We start from the raw sequence: 20,394 nt of genomic DNA on the forward strand, positions 1-20,394 counted from the left end.
TGAGATGTGGGGTTGACCTAAAGGTTTCGCCTGGAAGGCGAGGGTTTTAACCCCAGTATACAGACAATAAAAGGAATGCCGCTGCTTCTGAATATTCTGTATACAGGGCCGCCGCTTACAGTGTTTTTGTCAACAGTGACGGCAGCTTGCGCTATTCGCCGGGGATTGAAAGCGGCTGGTACCGCGACACAATGCTCTGCTCCCCCGCTGACGCCGGGAGCCTCCCCTTCCCGGTATTCGCTTCCCTGGCGGATGCGAAAAATTATGTCGCCACAGGTGAGGTTGTCAATACGTATGTTTCCGGTACGGTCCCTATGGAGGTGGAGGTGTTCCGGGAGGATGCCGCCAGCCTGGTGGAAAATGCCTTGTCCGGTATTTTATCATTCCCCGCCAGCGCTGACCTTGCGGCCTCTAATATGGCGGCCCTGGCGGATACGTACCCGGCCGGGACATTGGAGGATGTCCGGGAGACGGTAGGGGCCGGCGGCCTGGAATTGGGGGATACAACAGATATCCCGGTGACAGGCGACGCCGCCCTGTCTGATATCCTTGAGGCTGTCCGTGACCTGCCTGCAGCAATTGTCGGTTCTGTTGCGGATGCGTTTTCCTTTGAAGCTTCTGAGGCAGGGGAACAGCTCAGCGTCCCGGGCATTATTTCGGAGAAGTTCCCGTTCTGCATCCCCTTTGATGTGATTTACCTTGTTGAAACACTGGCGGCGGACAGGGAAACCCCGCGTTTTGTGATCCCAATTAACATTGATTATCAGTTTGTCCACTACCATCAGGAATTTGTCCTGGATTTTTCGGAATGGGAGCCGGCGGTTGTCATCTTCCGTATCATGCTTGACCTGCTCTTCTGCGCCTGCCTGATTGCGGCTACCCGTTCACTTATCAGGGGGTGAAAACGTATGTCTGGATTGTTAAACGGGTTAAGGGCTGTCCTGGTTTCTGTCCTACAGCTCCTGCCCGGTTCCCCTTTCCGGGGGTTTATTGACAGTATCGCAGAGATCCCCTATCTCGGTTACCTGAATTATTTTATCCCGGTATCCGATTTCCTTGCCCTCCTGGCTGTCTGGGGGGCGGCCGTAGGTGTGTTTTACGTGTCAAGCGTAATCCTCCGGTTTGTAAAGGCGATTGATTAACAGGGGTGAGTCTTAGCGTGCATTATTTGGGACAGTTTAGGGCAAATATAAAGTAAAAAAATAACAGTTCAATTCAGGCTTCAGGGAAAAAAAATTGTTCCTATATAGCAAAACGATTCTGTCAACATGTCCTTCAGCGCCGCTGATGGGCCGCTTTACAGAGAAAACTGTCTTACAATTTATAACATTCAGGAGGTGTGTTTTTATGATTGTGTTATATAGCGGAACCCCGGGTTCCGGGAAATCCCTGGACTGTGCCAGGACGATTTATAACTGGTGCCGGAGGAAACAGACCGTTCTGTGTAACTTCCCTGTCAATGTGGATAATATCCGGCTCCGCGGGGAAAAGGATGTGAGGTATATCCCGAATGACGAGCTGGATCCGGATTTGCTCGTAGAAATTTCAAAAGAAAAATTTGACGGGCGCACAATGAAGGAAGACAGTATCCTGCTGGTGGTTGACGAGGCCCAGCTTATGTTTAACGCCCGTGAATGGAATGCCAAAGGCCGCGGCCGCTGGAACTGGTTTTTTACCATGCACCGCCATTTCGGCTATTTCATTATCCTGTGCGCCCAGTTTGACAGGATGCTTGACAGGCAGGTGAGATGCCTGGTGGAGTATGAATTCATCCACAGGAAAGTAAAAAATATGGGCTGGAGGGGCTGGTTCCTCTCCTGCCTGATGCTTTCGCCGTTTAATCTGTTTGTGAAGGTAAAGGTATGGTACCCCATGAAAGAAAAGGTCGGCAGTGAGTTTTATAAAAGCGTTCCTAAATATTATCGGCTTTATGATACATTTGAGATGCTGGACGTCCCTGCTGTGCGCGCGAGCGGGGGGAAGGGGGCCCCGGGAGCGGGCGCGGCAGGGACGCCCGGCATCAGCCAGGCAGGGGGTACAACGGATTATAGGGAATCCCCAGCCGTTGGGAGCGGGGATGATGCAGAAAGTGAGGTGGATGTCAATGCGGGCTAAGTTTTTAAAAAAGGTATGGGTTGCCATACTGTCGGCCTGCCTGGTTCTTTCCCAGGCGGTTGTTTCTTTCGCGGATACGGAAGGAGTGATGGAACCGGATGATTATGTATTTTTCACGGTTTTTATGGCCTGTGGAATCCCGGTACAAAAAGAATATATAGGCTGCTGGATGGGGGCGTATAAAGGCTATCTGGAATCGACACACAATAACGCCCTCCTTTCCTAGGTAAACAGTTATTCGGATTTGTCATGGGGCGATACAGCCCATGGGATTGACACGCTTTTTAAGAGCGTAAAAAGCTGGCTTTCCCTTTCCGGTTCTTACGGGACAACTGCGCGTTATTATTCCCTCCCCTCTTCCGCTTTGCCTTTGTGGCCGGGTTGCTCTCTGGACTATGACTCTTCTGAACCGAGGGTTTCTTCCTGTAAGGCAGATGTTTCCTGTAATGATCCAAATTATGTGTATTCTTTTTCTGTCATAAGTCATTATGATTCAAGCGGGTATGTCCTGACAAATTATTATGTCCCCAAAGGCCAGGAGATAATAGGGTGTTGTTCCGGTGCTGCGCTTCCATATGCTGACCGTTTGGATGTAAAGTTCTATGCCCGGTCAGGTTCGGGTTTTTCACCTGCCTCCATCAGATCTAATCATTGCATGTATGATTCTGCTGGGAAATTGACCTACTCTTCTTCGGAGCTTGCCAGCCCAGATTCTATCAGATATTTAAGGGTCGGGACTGTAATGACTTTGCCATTTAAGGTATTTTGCAATACAACGGATATACGTAACTATTTTGAAACAGGAAATGCCGGTAATGTATTTTCTTCCGGGGGTTGTCTTCTGGTTTCCCGTTCCCTTAGTAGTTTTCAAACAAAAATCCAAAGAGTGAATGGCTGCCAGGTTGGGGAATCTTTATCCATTCCTGACAGTGGGGCGGCAGGAAAACTTTTGAATGATATGTGGAATTCAGGGGATGAAAAAAAATTTATGTCTGCCATGAATTCCAGCGGGATGAATATTACATATAATGTCCCGTATAAATTAGGGCATTATACCCAGAAATATTCTGCTGACGGTACTTATAAATGGGAAAAGGTATCGGAAACTTCCCATACGGGCGCGGCAGGTAAGCCTGCCCTTATTAAAACTTCGGAATTTCCCGGTTTTACATATGCCCCCGAACTGGTTCCGGAAGAAAAAACGGTGCTTTTAGACGGCAGCCTTGAGGTTCCGGTATATTATACCTGTGATCCGGTTTCTTATAAGGTGGAACATTATAAAGAGAGTTTTTCCGGGGATGAAAAATCATGGAAACTGGCTGATACAGAAACTCTGCAGGGGCTTCCCGGCGTGGATGCAAAATATTCAGCGAAGGGGTACCCGGGCTATTCGTTCGACGCCAGCCTTACAAAACCTTCTAATTGTCAGGTGCTTGCAGACGGCAGCCTTGTGATCCGCCTGTATTATACTTGTGATCCGGTTCCTTATAAGGTAGAACATTATAAAGAAAGTTTTTCCGGGGATGAAAAATCATGGCTCCCTGCTGATACGGAAACTTTGCAGGGGATTCCCGGCATGAATGCAAAGTATTCAGCGAAGGAGTATCCGGGCTATTCGTTCGATTCTGGCCTTACGGAACCTTCCAATTGCCAGGTACTCCCAGACGGCAGCCTTGTGATCCGCCTGTATTATACCTGTGATCCTGTCCCTTTTACGGTGGAATATTATAAAGAAAGTTTTATCCCTTCCGGGGATAAAAAATCCTGGCTCCCTGCCGGTACGGAAACTTTGCAGGGAATTCCCGGTACGTGGGCGAAATACCCGGTAAAGGAATATCCAGGTTATTCGTTTGATGCCAGCCTTACGGAACCTTCCAGTTGCCAGGTGCTCCCGGACGGCAGCCTTGTGATCCGCCTGTATTATACCCAGGCCCCTTTCAGCGTCCTTACGGAACCGGTCAATAAGGCGGCGGGCTCCTCCCTCCCCGTAGCGGCGGTGGTTGGGAGCGTCCTTTCTGGGGGGCTCTTTTTATTAAAACTGTATAAACGGATTTCTGCAAAGGCGTAAAAGATGGTAAGGAACCCGTAGATGTTTATAATGGATGGAACCAGGTCTTTAAGGGAGGTTTCCCGGTATGAAGACAGGAAAATCTACTTTCCCTGAGCTGCCCGTTTTATGAAGATACAGGTTACCCGGGATGTAAACATTACGGCAGGCTTGCGTCATCGCGGGCAGCTAATAAAGGGCGTAAAGACACGGTGAAGATATGGGGTTATAGAAAATAAGATACTGCCCTGAAAAAATACTGTCTGGCGGAATGGGCATGGATAAAGCGGTTCCATGTCCGTTCCGGTGGATAAATGCGGGTTTGTGGAGATTTGGATTGTAGGACAGTTTCCGCTGCAAAGCGGCTCATCCGTGGTACTGAAGGAAGTATTGACAGAATATTTTGGCGTATGGAAACATTTTTGGAAGCGGTTCCGGCAGGATAACCACACTACCCACCCGGCGGGGGATGCCGGGAGAAAGAAGGGAAAGTTTGGAAAAGTTATACAGAGGCTGGATGAAATCAGGGCTTGACCATTGTCTTTTTGAAACAATAGCCAATGATTTAAAAATAGGCGATACCTTAACAGACGCTTTTGGCCGGGTTTGGATAGTTGAGGTAATATTTTAATTTCAGCTCGTCCCTGCCGGGTAACGCAGGGAGAAAGCGAGGAGGATATGAAATACTATATTGTAAAAGAAACAAAATACGGAAAGGAATACAAAAGATATAAGCGCATAGACGGATTTTCAAAAAAACAAAGACTTATGCTGGAGATTTTCTAAACAAGGCGCTCTCGGCATAATAGAAAGATTGAAAAAACAATTTGCTGCAAATTGTGGTAAAGGATTACTGAAACTTTATATAGGACCGGCAGAATAAGGAACAGGCGGCAGGATGACATCTGCCGCCCTTTTTCCTGCCAGCCTTACACGTCTAACACACAGGAACTCATAATCTGTACTGTGCCAGCCCGCCCCTCCAGCGGCCCGCCCGGCATATTGTCCGAGAAATGTGATTGACCGTGGCGAAGATGGGATAATGAAGATTATACAGGCCGGAGGATATAACCGGATGCGAGGACTGTTTTGTGATTTATATTAATTCTGTCTTGCTCAGTGAGCATAGGCCATAGACAGGGAATTCTGTTTTTGTGTAATATTCTCTTGAAAGTGGCGGGAAATTATGATATATTAGGCATAGAAAAGGGAAAGCCAGAGAAGCGGCTTACTCTCAATCTTAACTCAAATACGGATTATATATCAATCCGCATGCCGTCACTATTGTGAGTAGTGGCGGCTATTTTCTGCCCTTAAATCATCAATTTTGCATATGAAAGAGTTCATATCGTTGATGGACATCCTCTGAGGGACTGCTGTTTTAATAGCGGATGTTATAGGTGTGGAAGGGATTCTTTGCAGCTATTAATTGGGATCTAATTTGGAGCCATATTCTTCCAGCAGTTCATATGCGCGGGTCCTTGTCGAGATGGCCAGGGAGGCGGCATATTCGAGGCGTTCCATGGTTCCTCCTTTATATTTGGAAGCTGCCTGGTTGGCCGCCTGATCGCGGGTTCTGAGCCATGAGCGTTCTTCGGCCTTCAGGGTCTCGGCTTCTTCCTGGGACATCGCCTGGATTAATGCCTGGTAGATACGGTTTAGCTCTGAATCCCACAGCTTATATTCATAGTCTGCCACGCTTGACATGCTGTCTGTATTGGACATGAGATCAGACTGCTTCATACCCGCTATCAGCGCGTCAATCTCTTCCAGGCGTTTCTGGTAGTCCTCCCTGGTCAGCGTCCCCTCCTGGGCTCCCGGGCCGTTTCCGGATATTCCGGTTAATGGGGAAACCGGGCCCTCCTTTCGATCGTTTTCAGAGTTCTTTGTCTTCGTTTCAGACGGCGGGGCCGCTGCCGGTTCCTGGCCGCCGCTCCCCTGGGTTGGAGCGCCGCTGTAGTCCTCAGCTAAAGCTGCTTCCCGGAACATATTGTCCGTTCTTTGTCCTGTTCCCGTATATCCGGCGCCGCTTTCTGTCACATCGACTGCCATATCGCCCGCACTGTACGGCGCTATATCTCCCGCTATTGCTCTCTCCTCTGCTGCGTTGCCCTCTTCACCATCTTCTATGCTTTCTCCTCCCGCCGTCTTCTTCTCTTCCTCGCCCTGCCAGGCGGGCTTTCCTGATTTTCCTTCAGCGGACAGCGCCGCAGCGCCGACATCCTCTGAGGCCGCCTCCGGCACATCGCCGCTCTGCGCAGCGCCGGCCATCCCCCCGGCCGCATTGCTGCCCGGGGCGCTCTGTATAGCGCTCTCCGGCCACGTGTTCATTTGCGCCTGCTTCTCCACAATAAAACGCCGCGTCCCGATCGTAGTAAAAACGCCAATCACAATAATCAAAATAATCGCCGTAAAAACACCTTTATTCTTCAATATCCGCCGTCCTTAATCAGAATATAACCATTAAGCATTATGTTCCCGCAAAGCAGCCGTAAAATAAACCATCCACACACATACGCCTGAAGGCTGCCCGCTTTGGATTATATGACTTTAACATAGCATATTTAGGAAGGAAAGAAAATAGATGTTGCGAATTAGTAATATTATTGTAAGATTTCCGGTAACCGTTCAGACAGGTCTGCGCGCCTGCTGCGCTGACCGCACAATCAGGTGATGAAAGCGGGCGCCTCATCGCGAAGTGATTTTCATGGGCAGATGCCGTAACCGTTCAGATATCTTCTGAACGGTTACGATTTCCGGCTGCTATTCACAGGGAGCGTCATTGATATTGGATCAAGGGGTTCATGCTGCATATAAAGCCCTCAATGGCGGCCCTGTCGCTATAAAACAGCCACCTGTCACATATTTTTTTGCCGGAAACGGATCTACGCCGTCCCCGGATCCACCAGCAGCCCGCCGCCATCCGCCGCAGAGGTGGCTAATTCGTCGCACCGCTCATTCTCCGGATGCCCGGCATGTCCCTTTACCCAGCAGAAGGAAACGCGGTGAGGCTTTTTCGCCTCCAAAAGCCTTTTCCAGAGGTCGATATTTTTAACATCCTCATTTTTCCCGCGTTTCCATCCCTTTTTGATCCATCCGTCAATCCAGTGCTTATTAAACGCATCCACCAGATATTTGGAATCCGAATACAGCTCCACCTCGCACGGCCTGTTTAAAGCCTCCAGCCCGGCGATCGCGGCCATAAGCTCCATCCGGTTGTTGGTTGTCCTCTTGTAACCGGCAGAGAGCTCCTTTACATGGAGCTCTCCCGCCGGATCCACATAGTGAATCACTGTCCCAAAGCCGCCCGGCCCATCCGGGTTTCCCCTGGCGGCTCCGTCTGTATAAATCGTTACCTTCAAAATAAACCGTATTCTCCTCTCACACCGCGCTGTCCTATATGCCGCAAAAGCATATGATGTACCGCGGATGAATTGTGCTGCGGACGCGCTGCACCGCAAAACAGGCTGCATCTCAAACAGGCGCTCTCTTAAACAGGCGGCGCCACAGCGCTACCGATCCCACTTATCGCACAGTGAATTGATCTGATCCGCAAATTTGGCCAGATCCTTATTGGCCCCGCCTTCATTGTGCATGATGACCTTACGCAGCCTGTCTCCGGCGGCCAGGAGGCGTGCAAATACGCCGGCAGCCTTCTTCGTCTTCTCCGATGTTTCGCGCCGGATCGGGATTCCCTTTGCGACAGTGATAAAGCATCCCTTTTCCAGATCGTAGGATGTGCCGCTGTACGGGGCTATGGCCTCGATCCCGAAGGTATCCTTCACCGTTGCGGCAAACTGGTCGCAGACCTCGTCGTCCCCGTGAACCACGAACACCTGCTGCAGATCGCTCATAAAGCTGCCCACCCATTTTAAGAGTCCCGCCTCGTCGGCATGTCCGCTGATGCCTTCAATCTTTTCGATGCGCGCCCTCACCTCAATGGACTCGCCGAACAGCTTTACCTCTTCCCTGCCGTCGATGATGCTGCGGCCCAGGGTTCCGACCGCCTGATAGCCGGCAAAGAGGATGGTTGACTCCGGCCGCCACAGGTTATGCTTTAAATGGTGCCGGATCCGGCCCGCATCGCACATGCCGGCCGCGGAGATAATCACCTTGGGCTTGGTGTCAAAATTGATGGCAATGGAGTCATTGCTGGTAACAGAGAGGCGCAGTCCCGGAAAGGACAGGGGGCTGATTCCCTTTTTCACCAGCGCCCGCGTCTCTTCATTGTAGCAGTCCATCCGATTCTCCTTAAACACTGCGGTTGCCTCCACCGCCATGGGGCTGTCTAAGTAGACCTCGAAATCAGGCAGGCTCTTTACGAGGCCGCGCTCCTTGATCACGCGGATATAGTTTAGCACCTCCTGAGTACGGCCGACCGCAAAGGCCGGGATGACCACATTTCCGCCGATGGCAAGGGTCTCGTCGATGATGCGGGCAAATTCCTCCACGTGATCGCCGCCGGACTTGTGGAAGCGGCCGCCGTAGGTGGATTCCATCACCACATAATCCGCCTGGAATATGTACTGGGGGCTGCGTATCAGGGGCTTCTTTTCGTTTCCGATATCGCCGGAAAATACGATCTTTTTCGAGCAGCCGCCCTCGGTCATCCAGATCTCAATCGAGGCAGAGCCAAGCAGATGGCCGACGTCGGTAAAACGCACCTCAAAGCCCTCCGCCAGGCGGATCGTGTGGCCGTAATCGCACGGGACAAAATGCTCCAGCACGCCCTCCGCGTCGTTCATGGTATAGATCGGCGGTTCCTCCTGTCTTCCGGCCCGTCTGGCCTTGCGGTTTTTCCACTCCGCCTCGGATTCCTGGATGTGGGCGCAGTCCTTTAACATGATTTCGCAGAGATCCGCCGTGGCCCGGGTAGCCAGCACCTGGCCGCGGAAACCCTTTGCATAGATAAATGGCAGCATGCCTACATGGTCAATATGGGAATGGGTGGCCAGCACATAGTCCACATCCGCATAGCTGATGGGAAGCTCGGCGTTTTCAAACTTATTTACGCCCTGCTCCATGCCGCAGTCCACCAGGACATTGAGCCCGCATGCCTCCAGAAGGTGGCAGCTCCCGGTTACTTCATGATCCGCTCCGATAAATGTAAGTTTCATTCCATCATCTCCTGTAATTTTCCTGCACGTTCACATGTTGCGTCATTGGCAGCCGTTCAGATATCTGAATGCTTCCGCGGGCAGCGGGCCAGGCGGGCATACATGCCTGCACATTTGGCGACTGCCGCGAGAGCCCATGCCCCGTTGCCCGCCGCGGGGTTGCTGACTGCCGTCTGGGTAAGCGCGATCCTTGTTTTGCAACAACATCTCTTTCTTTATTATAACTGATTTCAGATAATAATGCAAATCATTCCGCCGTTACTGTCATTAATTATCTTCTGCAGCGTATCCTGGAGCTTAATCTGGCAGTCCTCTGTAAGCTGTGAGATCTTGGCCTGGATACCGTCGTCCACGATCTGCTCAATGGATTTCCCGAAAATATTGGTGGTCCACACGCCTTCCTCGCTCTGCCCGGCATTTTCCTTAATGTAACGGATCAGATCCTCGGCCTGCTGCTCATTTCCGACAATGGGAGCGATCTCCGTCTCGATATGGGCCTTGATCAGGTTGATGGACGGGGCCTGGGCCTTCATTTTCACGCCGTATTTGTTGCCGTGGCGTATGAGCTGAGGTTCATCGAGGACAATCTCCCCCCGCTCCGGGGTGACGACGCCGTAGCCCTTCTGGCGCACCTGGTTCATGGCATTATTGACCTTCTCATACTCCTTCTGCATGGACGCCAGCTCCCGCATGGTCTGCATGAGCTGGTATTCCCCCTCGATCGGCACGCCCACATATTCGCTCAAGATCTGGTAATAATGGCTGTCATCCACCTCGACCGAGGCCCCGATGCGCCCCTCATCCATCCGGCGTTCCGTGATCTTCATCCGCTTCACCGCCTCGCCGCCGTCCGGGGGAAGCGCCGCGTCCACATCGCGCATGTGGTTTGTTTTTTTTAAAATATCCTTCACCGCCTGGATGACAGCCGCCTTCAGCCAGTGATCCCTGGGCAGGATCTCCATCCACTTGGGGATCGCAAAATCCATTTCCGTCACCGGGAATTCATAGAGAACCTCGCCCAGGATGGAACGGATATCCTCTTTTTTAAGCTGCTCGCAATTGACTGGCAGCACCTGAACCCCATATTTTTCCTCCATCTGCCCCGCCAGCTCCCGCGTCTCGTCCGAATAGGGCCGCGTGGAATTTAAAAGCACGAGGAACGGCTTTTTTAAATTCTTTAACTCCTTGATCGTTTTCTCTTCCGCCGCTATGTAACTGCCCCGCTTGATATCCCCAAAAGAGCCGTCCGTGGTGATTACCAGGCCGATCGTCGAGTGATCCGTGATGACCTTCCGCGTTCCCAGCTCCGCCGCTTCCGTAAAGGGGATCTCGCTGTCAAACCAGGGCGTTTTCACCAGGCGTTCCATGTCATTTTCGATATGCCCGGCCGCGCCTTCTACCATAAAACCCACGCAGTCGATAAGCCGCACCTTAACATCCGCGCCCTCCGCCAGCGCGATCTGCGCCGCTTCCTTGGGGATGAATTTCGGCTCGGTCGTCATGATCGTTTTTCCCGCCGAGGACTGCGGCAGTTCATCCCTCGTCCGCTCCCGGGCATGGGGATCCTCCATCTCCGGAAGGACTAAGAGCTCCATAAAGCGCTTGATAAATGTGGATTTGCCCGTCCTCACCGGGCCCACGATGCCGATGTAGATCTCTCCGTTTGTGCGGGCTTTGATGTCATTGTATACATTAAAATTGTCCATAAAAATACCCCCTTGCTATGCTGATACAAGTATATGCAGGGGTGAAATGGCATATTCAGGTAAAATATTTATCCGATCGTAACCGTTCAGACAACCTGAACTGTTACGGCATCTGCCCATGAAAATCGCTTCGCGATGGGGCAGATGCCTGTTGCCGCCACGTTTTCGTAAGGTCAGCGCAGCAGGTGCGCAGACCTATCTGAACTGTTACATCCGATCAGCACTTCCTTCCCACGGAAAGCGAAACCATATTTCCGGATCTTTTCTCTTGGAATCCCTTTTGCAATGAGCGCGGTTTCATATTCTTTTCCTCTATCTGCTTAAGCGCTGCGTTTACCGTGTCTGACAGCTCTTTTTCCTCATCCATTTCCTGTACTTTAAATTCTAAAATGATTGCGTCATCGTTCCTGTTTCTCGGTTCCAGCATGACATCATCATTTTACTGAGAAACAGGAGAAAATCAAACAAAAATGTTTATGTTGTTCACGATTGCTTTCCTGCCGTTATGTTTGTTGTGAGCAGGCCGCCCGTGTCAGGCCCTGCATCCATTCTGTGTTATAAGAATCATGACAGAAGCGTGCTTACAAGAAGGAGGCAAAAAGAAATGCCAACATATGAAAAAGAAATAAATTGCTATCTTTTTGAACAGTTATCATTTTAGAGAGGATCGAGGCTGTGACGGAGGATGAAAAAGCATTAAAGCAGATTGCGACTGAGCGCAGACAGATTGAACGTAAATTATATCAGCCGCCGCTTATAAAAGAAAATTAATTGTTTTCCGCGAAACAGCGGAAGGCCAGATATACGGCATGTCCGGCTATATCCGGCTGCTTCTGTCACTTCGTGGGGAACGGCTCTCATTATGACAAGGTGTGCCCTTTTACTCCATTTCCAGCGGCGCTGCCGCGACCGGATAGGTTTCTGTATCAGAAAAATGCCACCACTCGCCAAAGTAAGGTTTAAATCCCGCCTCCTCCATGATCTGCTCCAGAAGCCGGGCATGTCCGGCGGCTGTCTGGCTGCAGTCGCTGTAATCCCTGTCCGCCAGGGATGAGAAATCATCGAAGCCGGTAGGCATCTCAATCGCTGTCCCATCGGATGAGACGATGGTGATATCCACCGTATTCCCGCGGCTGTGCGAGGAATAGCCTGTGTTGGGATTTGCGACATACGTAGAGTCCGGGTACGCCTCCCACAGGCGAAACTGCGCGGAAACCGGGCGGAACGCATCCCAGCAGAGGAGCGTCATCCCGTGTTCCCTTGCCGCCTTCTGGGCGGCTTCCAGCTTCAAAACGGTTCCGTATCGCAGCCATGCGTCCGAAAAATCATAGATGACCTGCCCGGTGAAATTGTCGTCCGTTGCATATTTCAGATCAACCTGTATATCCGGAATATAATCCCTGATCCGCACAATATCCGCCGCTTCCGGCGTCTGCACAGTCCCTGTGTCCGGCGGATCCTGCCGGGCCGGATGCCCTGATTCCGGGGAAGTGAGGACAGTCCCTGTCCCGGCAGGCCCTTCTGCGTCCTGCCCGCCCGCATCCTCTTCCGCCGCCGATCCGGATAACAAAACATGACAAACCTCTGCGCCGACGTCCGCTTTATCCTCCGTTGTCCCGGACAGGAAGGATTCTTCTCCGGCTGCTTCTAAAACAGACGGCGCGTAAGCGGCCATTCCATGCAGAATCTCCTGACGGACTGACGATTCCATCCCTGTTTTTTCTGCCCCGCTTTCGGAGCCCGGCTTGTCTGCCGCGCAGCCTGCGCAAAGCACCATACTTAAAGCACATAAAGCGGCGCTGGCATGTAATAAATCTTTCATATCATACATCTCCCTGCAGCTTGTTTATTTAAACAATTATCCGGATGCTTTCTGTTATGTTCCGACAGTAGGAAATTAAATTTCAACCAGCCTGTAATAATCCGGATCACATAAATTATACGACATTAAATCTTTTCTCAACTTCATACAACATGGTTTAAAACATAGCAAAGGTAAGAGCGCCGGACAAAACACCTCCTGCAATGGGGATGGCAGATGCAACACTATCAGCAAAAACCTGTTTTGTCATACGAATACCTGCGTTTAAGGCAATCTTCTTTACAACAGGATATATCGTTCCTTTCGTTAATGCCTTCTGCGCCAGTTTTTTCGCAATATGCTTAGCCATAGTATCAGCAATATTATCGTCCTGCGAAAGCCATGGAGTAAAGTCCAGGGCTTCATGCGGCCACGCCATCCTCAAGTCCTTTATTTCTTCAAATCTGCTCAAATTAATCATGTTATTTATGAAACGGCTTAACTCCTTAATTTGCTTTTTCTATCATCCCTGCTCTTCTGCGATGGAAATCAGATAAGACATTATACCACAGATTCATGAATTTTTCTGCCCCCTTTAAGAAGAAACACTCGACTAAAGCCGAGTGTTGTAAATTTTCCTATTCGCTATATCTGTACCTCCGGGCTGTCCCGGAAAGTACCGCCATTTTCTTATTCCGGCCAACTGTAATGAATCATGCGATTCAAATAAGAATCTCGTTTAATCATTATAGTTACCTCGTACTTGCGGCGATTTTGTCACTACTTTCTTGTGTAGTATACTACGATTTTTTTAATTATCAATAGTGCTGCAGTAAGTTACGGCATTGGCGTCGTAAGTACGAGGTGGAAGTGCTGGTACATCATTGCGTCCGGCGCTCAGCCCGTCAATAAAACGCCAGCTCCGAGATAACCGTATCCTCATATTTCTCACCCGCATACACCGATTCGATGTACAGCGTAACCGTCGAGGCCGTCTGCGGCGTGTCAAACGTGATCGTCTGCGCCGCGCACACATCGTCCAGTGTAAACCGCAGGAAGTTTTTGCCGTCAAATTCAATCCTCACAGAGGCCGGCCGGGAATTTTTATAATACAGATCCCGGCTCTTCTGATACCCTGCATGGATCGTAAATCCGGACACCATATATTCCCCGTCAAAATAGAAGCTTACCGACTCGCCGATCCCCTGCCCGTCCCCGCCCTCTACCCAGGCGCGATCGAGCTTCTGATCCATGATCTGCGCCGCGGCATGCACAGCGCCGCTCTGCTCTGTGAGCACAGACGACGCGCTTACAGAGCGGACGCAATCCATCGCGATCGGAGGAAACACTTCCGTATCCAGGGGAACCGCCCCGCTTTCCGCCATCCCGTCCGGCGCAGCGGCCGTCTCCGCTCCGTTCGCCGTAGAAGAGCCGCTGTCATCCGCGGCCTGCCCGCTTAAGGGCTGCGCGGCCCCGTCCGTCTCAGAAGAACCATCTTTGGCCGCTCCCATGCTCTCTCCGGCTGCTGTTGTCTCTGGCTCTTTGCTGACCGTCTCCGCGTTTCCTTCCGCCCCGTCCGCAGACGTCCCGCCGTCGAATTCTTTATCCCATTCCCAGGTTCCGGGCTCCGGCTGTTTCTCCGCCCCCTTTTTTCCATAGAAAAACACGGCCGCCCCGGCAAGCGCAAGAACCGCTGCCGCGCCCAGAAGCAAAGGCAGTTTCCCCCTGCCCTTCTTTTCCGTCTTAACCGGAACTGCCTGCGCAGGCGGAAGTTTTGTCGTCTCCCCGCCGCCTTCCTGCGACTTTTCCCCGCCGGGTTCTGCTTTGATTCTGGCCCCGCATTTCGTACAAAACACTGCGCCGTCCTTAACCTCTGCCCCACACTTCGTACAAAACATCTGTCTGTCCTTTCTCCCGCGCGCCGTCACTCGCTCAAATACGCCTTCTTCACCTGATCATTATTCATCAGCTCCGCGGCATCTCCCTTGAGCACGATCCGACCCGTCTCCAGCACATACGCCTTATTGGCAATCGAGAGCGCCTTCTTCGCGTTCTGCTCCACCAATAACACCGTAGTCCCGTCCGCATTGATTTCCTTAATAATATCAAAAATCTCATTCACATAGATCGGAGACAGCCCCATGGACGGCTCATCCATGACGATCAGCCGCGGGTGGGACATTAAGGCCCGGCCCATGGCCAGCATCTGCTGTTCGCCGCCGGAGAGCGTGCCCGCGAGCTGGTTTTTCCGCTCCTCAAGGCGCGGGAAGCGCATGTAGATCTTCCGAATCGTATCCTCGATCTCCTGCTTGTCCTTCCTCGTATAAGCCCCCATTTTCAGATTCTGCAGGACGCTTAGCTGGGCGAACACGCGCCGGCCCTCCGGGACATGCGCGATGCCCATGGGAACCAGCTTATAGCCAGGGAGCTTTGTGATATTTTTTCCTTCAAACACGATACTCCCTGATTTGGCGGGTATCAGCCCCGTGATGGTGTGCAGCGTCGTCGTCTTCCCGGCCCCGTTTGCGCCGATGAGCGCGATGACGTCGCCCTCTTCCACCTCAAAGGAGATGCCCTTAAGCGCCTGGATGACGCCGTAATATACACTTAAATCCTTTACCTCCAGCATAGCCATACACGTATTCCCCCCTATTCTCCCAGATATGCCGCAATGACCTGCGGATCATTCAGCACGTCGCCTGTGGGCCCCTCTGCCAGCATGTGGCCGAAGTTCAGCACCGTCAGGCGCTCGCAGATGCCGGAAACCAGCTTCATATCATGCTCGATCAAAAGGATCGTCATGTGGAAATGATCGCGCACGAAATGGATGGTATTCATCAGCTCCGCCGTCTCATTGGGGTTCATGCCCGCCGCCGGCTCATCTAAAAGCAGGAGCTTTGGTTCCGTGGCCAGGGCGCGCGCAATCTCCAGCTTGCGCTGTTTTCCGTAGGGGAGGTTCGCCGCCTTGCAGGCAAATTCCGTTTCGAGATCAAAGACCTTTAGAAGCTCCATCGCCCGCTCGTCCATGGCCTTTTCCATCTTATAATACCCCGGAAGCCGGAAAATGCCGGTCAGGGTGGAATAGGTGAAATGATTGTGAAGCCCGGCCTTTACATTGTCCAGCACAGACAGATCCTTAAACAGGCGGATGTTCTGAAACGTCCTCGCAATGCCGGCCTGATTGATCTGCGCCGTCTTATGGCCGGTGATATTGGCCCCGTCCAGGAGGATATGGCCCATATCCGGCTTGTATACCCCGGTCAGAAGGTTGAAAACCGTCGTTTTACCAGCGCCGTTGGGGCCGATCAGGCCGTAGAGCTGCCCTTTCTGGATGGTGATGTTAAAATCATCCACGGCCTTTAAGCCGCCGAAGGAGATGCTTAAGTTCTTTACCTCCAGCATGTTTGTGATTTCTTTTGTCCCTTCCATCGCTTACGCCTCCTCCTTTTCCTGTTTTTTAAACGGGGCCAGAAGCCGTTCCCTGATCTCTATGGCCTTGGGGCTCGATGTCAGGAGCATCATGACAATCAGCACAATGGCGTAGATCAGCATGCGGTAATCATTCAATCCCCTCAAAAGCTCCGGAAGCAGGGTCAGCACCACGGCGGAGATCACGGAGCCGCGGATATTTCCGATGCCGCCCAGCACGACGAACACGAGAATCATGATGGACATGTTGTAGCCAAAGCTCTTGGGCGTCGCGGCCAGAGTCGCCAGATTGTGCGCGTAGAGCACGCCCGCCACGCCGGCCAGGCCAGCGGACACAGAAAAAGCCAGGAGCTTGTATTTTGTGATATTGATGCCAATGGATTCCGCCGCGATGCGGTTGTCGCGGATGGCCATGATCGCGCGCCCGGTGCGGGAATTCATGATATTCAGCACAATAAAGAGCGTTAAAAGCACCAGAATCACGCCGATGGTAAAGGTCGCGGCCTTGGGCGTGCCGGTAATGCCCTGCGCGCCCTTGATGATCACGCGCCCCTCTTCGCCCAGGTTTAAGGACGCCACATCCTTTGTGGAGACATGGAGCCCGTTTCCGTCTATGCCCACATACAGGACGTTAATGATATTTTTGATGATCTCGCCGAAGGCCAGCGTCACGATCGCCAGATAATCGCCCTTTAAGCGCAGGACCGGGATGCCGATCAGGATGCCGAACACAGCCGCTGTGGCCGCGCCGATGAACAGGGCGATGATAAAGCGGACCTGGCCGCTCGGCACAGCGTCTGCCATCACATGGTTAAAAAACGCGCCGGAAAACGCGCCTACGCACATAAAGCCCGCATGGCCCAGGCTCAGCTCGCCGAGAATGCCTACGGTCAGGTTTAAGGAAACCGCGAGGATCACATACATGCAAAGGGGAACCAGAAGGCCCTTTACGAGGCTGTTCACATGCCCCGCCGCCATCAGCGCCTGAATCAGGACGTAACAGGCAATCACCATGGCATATGTAACGGTATTCTGAATCAGAATCTTATTTTTATACGCTTTCATCCCATTCACCTACACTTTCTCATTCATCTTTTTGCCCAGGATGCCGGTGGGACGCACAATCAGCACAATGATCAGCACAGAGAACACGATCGCATCCGAGAGCTGTGAGGAAATATAGGCTTTGGCCAGGTTTTCGATCACGCCGAGAAGAATCCCGCCGATCATCGCGCCCGGAATCGAGCCGATCCCGCCGAACACGGCCGCCACAAACGCCTTGATGCCCGGCATAGAGCCCGTGTACGGTGTCAGGGACGGATAGGCGGAGCAGAGCAGCACGCCCGCGATCGCCGCCAGCGAGGAGCCAATGGCAAAGGTGATGGCAATGGTGCCGTTTACATTGATTCCCATCAGCGTCGCCGCGCCCTTATCCTCCGACACGGCCAGCATGGCCTGCCCGATGCGCGTTTTGTTGATAAATGCCGTCAGGGCAATCATGATCACCACACAGGTGGCAATGGTGACCAGCGTCACGCCGGAGATGGAAAGCGCCCCGTTTGCCAGCTTGAGCGCCGGAACCGTGACCACAGACGAAAACTGGCGCGCATTGGAGCCAAAAATGATCAGCGCGATATTCTGAAGCAGGTAGCTGACGCCGATCGCCGTGATCAGAACCGCCAGCGGAGACGCGCCCCGCAAAGGTCTGTAAGCGACCTTTTCAATGGTAACGCCGAGAAGCGTACAGACAGCGACGGAAGCGAGAATACCGGCTATCGGGGAACCGCCCATTGTGCTCACAATGGTAAATACAGTAAAGCCGCCCACCATAATAATATCCCCGTGGGCGAAATTCAGCATCTTGGCAATGCCGTAAACCATGGTATAGCCCAGGGCTATGATAGCGTACACGCTTCCAAGGCTGATGCCATTGATCAAATAAGAAAGAAAACTCATACCGCTTACACCTACCTCTTTATCATTTCATATAGGAAAAAAAGAGGGTTGTCTTTGGGACAACCCTCTCCTGTCAGGGCCAAATCATTTGCCTTGCGCGCTGCGATTACTGCATCACATACACGCCGTTCTCGATCTTAACCGCCTTCGGAGCCTTCTCCGGCTCGCCGGCCTCATTCCAGGTCATGCCCTCGCCGGTCAGTCCGTCAAGCGTGATCTCAAGCATCGCCGCCTTCATCGCATCGCAGATATCGGATGCGCTCATGTCCGCCGTAATGCCCGCCTTTTCAGCGGCCGCCTTGATCGCATACATCGCGTCATACGCGCCTGCCGCGAACTGGAGCGGCTCTGCATTGTAAGCGGCCTGGTATGCCTCTACGAAGTCCTTGCTTCCGGCCTCGTCCACAGAGAACGGGGTTAAAAGCATCAGGCCCTCTGCCAGGGAAGCGTCAAAGTTCTCAACGCTTAAGATACCGTCCATACCGTCGCAGCCAAAGAAGATCGGGGCAAAATCCTTATCAGCGGCCTGCTTTAAGATAACGGAAGCCTCCTGATAATAGATCGGCAGGAATACAAGCTCTGCGCCGGACTCCTTGGCCTTGTCAAGCTGTACGGAAAAATCCGTGTTCGTGTCAGCCGTGAACGCCTCGCTGGCCACGATCTCAATGTTCTGGTTGGCAGCCTCGCTCACAAAGGACTCGCGGATACCGTCCGAATACTCTGTGGAGCTGTCGTAAATAATCGCAACCTTGGTAGCAAGCTCATGCTCGCCGATGTACTGTGCGGAAGCCTTTCCCTGATCCGGGTCAGAGAAGCACACGCGGAACGCATTGTCCCCGGAGATACACTCCACGGCGGAGCCGGACGGAGTGATCTGGAAAATATTGTCATTCTGGGACTCTGCCACCACAGCGATACACGGCTTGGAGGTAACAGTGCCCAGGACGATCTGCATATCCCAGTCCTTTAAGGTGTTGTACGCATTCACCGCCTTCTCGGGGTCATGCTCGTCATCCTGGAAATTGTACTCTACCTGCATGCCGTTGATGCCGCCGGCCTCATTGATCTCCTTCACCGCGAGATCCATGCCGTTTTTTACCGCAATGCCGTACGCAGCCGCCGGGCCGGTTAAGGGGCCGATGCCGCCAATCTTTAACGTTCCTTCTGAAGAAGCGGCCGCGCCGGAATTCTCCACGTTTTCGCCGCCTGCGGAATCCGCATTCTCGCTCTTCGTCTCAGCGGGCTGCGCGCCGCCGTTGCCGCCGTCCCCGCCGGAGCAGGCCGTTAAGGACGCTGCCAGCATCAGGCTTAAGCCAAGGCTTAAAACTCTCTTTTTCATAAAAATCTCCTCCATCTTTTTTCGCCGGACGCGCCGTTTTAGGCGGCATGTCTGACTTATTTGATTTACGACATTATAATTTTTCGTCGAAAAAATGTCAATATGAAATATAGTCAAAAAACACGGATATGACCGGAAATTTTTATAAATCGTCAAATTTATCCTTTCTCCATAACCGGGCGTTATAAAAACCATGGCCAAAATTTATAGCGATACCGCCCCCGGCGCAGGTTTGAAACATGCCCCGGCTTACTTTTTTTTCGCCCCCACCTTATTTTCTGTCCCGGACAGAAGGCGTTTGATATTCGCCCTGTGGCGCCACACAGCCATGCACATCAGCACGCCTGCCAGGACAAAGAACTCCGGCATGGCCGCCGGCGCAAGCGCGTAGCTGCCCATCTTCCCGAAGATCACAAGCTCCGCAAAAAAGGCGATAGAGATCAGGATCGAGCCTAAGGACACGTAGCGCGTCAGCCCCACGACGATGGCAAAAATCACAAGGCAGGTCAGGGTAATGCGGTAGTCCATGGCTGTCATAATCCCCGCCATGGAGGCAATGCCCTTCCCGCCCTTAAAGCCCAGATAGAAGGGGAAATTGTGGCCTAATGTCACGCCGAAGCCGGCGTAGAGGGCCAGTAAGTCCAGGCTGGGGTTTCCCTTAAACAGGGCGCGCGCCAGGCACATGGCCAGGACCGCCTTGAAGAAATCGCCGCAGAACACGATGAGGCCCGCCTTTTTGCCCATCACGCGCAGCACATTCGTGGAGCCGGCGTTGCCGCTCCCGTACTGGCGGATATCTATATTTTTCGTTCTCCCGTACAGATAGCCTGACTGAAGCAGGCCAAACACATAGCCGATTACCACACACACAATCCGTTCCATAC

The 20,394-nt window shown here is 52.3% G+C and carries 19 protein-coding genes and 1 pseudogene; 6 read left to right on the forward strand and 14 right to left on the reverse strand.

From position 1 onward, the window contains the following. The first annotated feature begins 146 nt into the window (after positions 1-146). The 6 genes from NFS31_RS22445 (at position 147) to NFS31_RS22470 (ending at position 4,696) form a co-directional block, all read left to right on the forward strand. Positions 147-902 (forward strand): hypothetical protein, encoded by a 756-nt coding sequence (locus NFS31_RS22445; RefSeq protein ID WP_251500198.1) that lies wholly within the window; start codon positions 147-149, stop codon positions 900-902. Positions 903-908: 6 nt separating this feature from the next. After that, positions 909-1,142, forward strand: a complete 234-nt coding sequence (locus NFS31_RS22450; RefSeq protein ID WP_251500201.1) for a hypothetical protein — start codon at positions 909-911, stop codon at positions 1,140-1,142. Positions 1,143-1,347: 205 nt separating this feature from the next. Then, positions 1,348-2,115, forward strand: a complete 768-nt coding sequence (locus NFS31_RS22455) for a zonular occludens toxin domain-containing protein (RefSeq protein ID WP_251500203.1) — start codon at positions 1,348-1,350, stop codon at positions 2,113-2,115. Beyond that, on the forward strand, positions 2,105-2,341 hold the full coding sequence (locus NFS31_RS22460) for a hypothetical protein (protein ID WP_251500207.1): 237 nt from the start codon (positions 2,105-2,107) through the stop codon (positions 2,339-2,341). The genes NFS31_RS22455 and NFS31_RS22460 overlap by 11 nt, the downstream gene beginning before the upstream one ends. Before the next feature lie 723 nt (positions 2,342-3,064). Next, the gene (locus NFS31_RS22465) at positions 3,065-4,183 is read left to right on the forward strand and encodes a hypothetical protein (protein ID WP_251500209.1); all 1,119 of its coding nucleotides are present in this window, start codon (positions 3,065-3,067) and stop codon (positions 4,181-4,183) included. A 273-nt stretch (positions 4,184-4,456) separates the two neighbouring features. After that, on the forward strand, positions 4,457-4,696 hold the full coding sequence (locus NFS31_RS22470; protein ID WP_251500211.1) for a hypothetical protein: 240 nt from the start codon (positions 4,457-4,459) through the stop codon (positions 4,694-4,696). Positions 4,697-5,587: 891 nt separating this feature from the next. Here the strand turns inward: NFS31_RS22470 and NFS31_RS22475 are convergent. From NFS31_RS22475 to plsY, 14 genes and pseudogenes are all read right to left on the reverse strand, one after another. After that, positions 5,588-6,595 carry a lysozyme inhibitor LprI family protein gene (locus NFS31_RS22475; protein WP_251500214.1) on the reverse strand — a complete coding sequence of 336 codons (1,008 nt, stop codon included), beginning with the start codon at positions 6,593-6,595 and terminating at the stop codon, positions 5,588-5,590. A gap of 452 nt (positions 6,596-7,047) precedes the next feature. After that, the gene (gene rnhA, locus NFS31_RS22480) at positions 7,048-7,524 is read right to left on the reverse strand and encodes a ribonuclease HI (protein WP_251500218.1); all 477 of its coding nucleotides are present in this window, start codon (positions 7,522-7,524) and stop codon (positions 7,048-7,050) included. Between the two features lie 150 nt (positions 7,525-7,674). Further along, complete coding sequence (locus tag NFS31_RS22485; RefSeq protein ID WP_251500221.1) at positions 7,675-9,279, reverse strand: MBL fold metallo-hydrolase RNA specificity domain-containing protein; 1,605 nt, start codon at positions 9,277-9,279, stop codon at positions 7,675-7,677. A 230-nt stretch (positions 9,280-9,509) separates the two neighbouring features. Next, positions 9,510-10,985: a stage IV sporulation protein A gene (gene spoIVA / locus NFS31_RS22490; protein WP_251500225.1), complete on the reverse strand. Its 1,476-nt coding sequence runs from the start codon at positions 10,983-10,985 to the stop codon at positions 9,510-9,512. A 173-nt stretch (positions 10,986-11,158) separates the two neighbouring features. Further along, a pseudogene (locus NFS31_RS22495) lies at positions 11,159-11,418 on the reverse strand (PD-(D/E)XK nuclease domain-containing protein); the annotation flags it as partial. A 447-nt stretch (positions 11,419-11,865) separates the two neighbouring features. After that, positions 11,866-12,807: a M15 family metallopeptidase gene (locus NFS31_RS22500; RefSeq protein WP_251500227.1), complete on the reverse strand. Its 942-nt coding sequence runs from the start codon at positions 12,805-12,807 to the stop codon at positions 11,866-11,868. A gap of 157 nt (positions 12,808-12,964) precedes the next feature. Next, positions 12,965-13,258: a hypothetical protein gene (locus NFS31_RS22505; protein WP_251500230.1), complete on the reverse strand. Its 294-nt coding sequence runs from the start codon at positions 13,256-13,258 to the stop codon at positions 12,965-12,967. A gap of 433 nt (positions 13,259-13,691) precedes the next feature. Next, positions 13,692-14,684 carry a zinc ribbon domain-containing protein gene (locus NFS31_RS22510; protein WP_251500232.1) on the reverse strand — a complete coding sequence of 331 codons (993 nt, stop codon included), beginning with the start codon at positions 14,682-14,684 and terminating at the stop codon, positions 13,692-13,694. A 26-nt stretch (positions 14,685-14,710) separates the two neighbouring features. Next, positions 14,711-15,421, reverse strand: coding sequence for an ABC transporter ATP-binding protein (locus tag NFS31_RS22515; protein WP_251500235.1), 711 nt, complete (start codon positions 15,419-15,421; stop codon positions 14,711-14,713). Between the two features lie 14 nt (positions 15,422-15,435). Then, the gene (locus tag NFS31_RS22520; protein WP_251500238.1) at positions 15,436-16,215 is read right to left on the reverse strand and encodes an ABC transporter ATP-binding protein; all 780 of its coding nucleotides are present in this window, start codon (positions 16,213-16,215) and stop codon (positions 15,436-15,438) included. Positions 16,216-16,218: 3 nt separating this feature from the next. Beyond that, positions 16,219-17,280, reverse strand: a complete 1,062-nt coding sequence (locus NFS31_RS22525; RefSeq protein ID WP_251500243.1) for a branched-chain amino acid ABC transporter permease — start codon at positions 17,278-17,280, stop codon at positions 16,219-16,221. A 9-nt stretch (positions 17,281-17,289) separates the two neighbouring features. Continuing rightward, positions 17,290-18,171, reverse strand: a complete 882-nt coding sequence (locus NFS31_RS22530) for a branched-chain amino acid ABC transporter permease (RefSeq protein WP_251500246.1) — start codon at positions 18,169-18,171, stop codon at positions 17,290-17,292. A gap of 106 nt (positions 18,172-18,277) precedes the next feature. After that, the gene (locus NFS31_RS22535; RefSeq protein WP_251500249.1) at positions 18,278-19,510 is read right to left on the reverse strand and encodes an ABC transporter substrate-binding protein; all 1,233 of its coding nucleotides are present in this window, start codon (positions 19,508-19,510) and stop codon (positions 18,278-18,280) included. 249 nt (positions 19,511-19,759) lie between these two features. Next, the gene (gene plsY / locus NFS31_RS22540) at positions 19,760-20,392 is read right to left on the reverse strand and encodes a glycerol-3-phosphate 1-O-acyltransferase PlsY (protein ID WP_251500253.1); all 633 of its coding nucleotides are present in this window, start codon (positions 20,390-20,392) and stop codon (positions 19,760-19,762) included. Between the last annotated feature and the right edge of the window lie 2 nt (positions 20,393-20,394).

It is taken from the genome of Otoolea muris (genome assembly GCF_943193115.1).
Classification (GTDB): Bacteria; Bacillota; Clostridia; order Lachnospirales; family Lachnospiraceae; genus Otoolea; species Otoolea muris.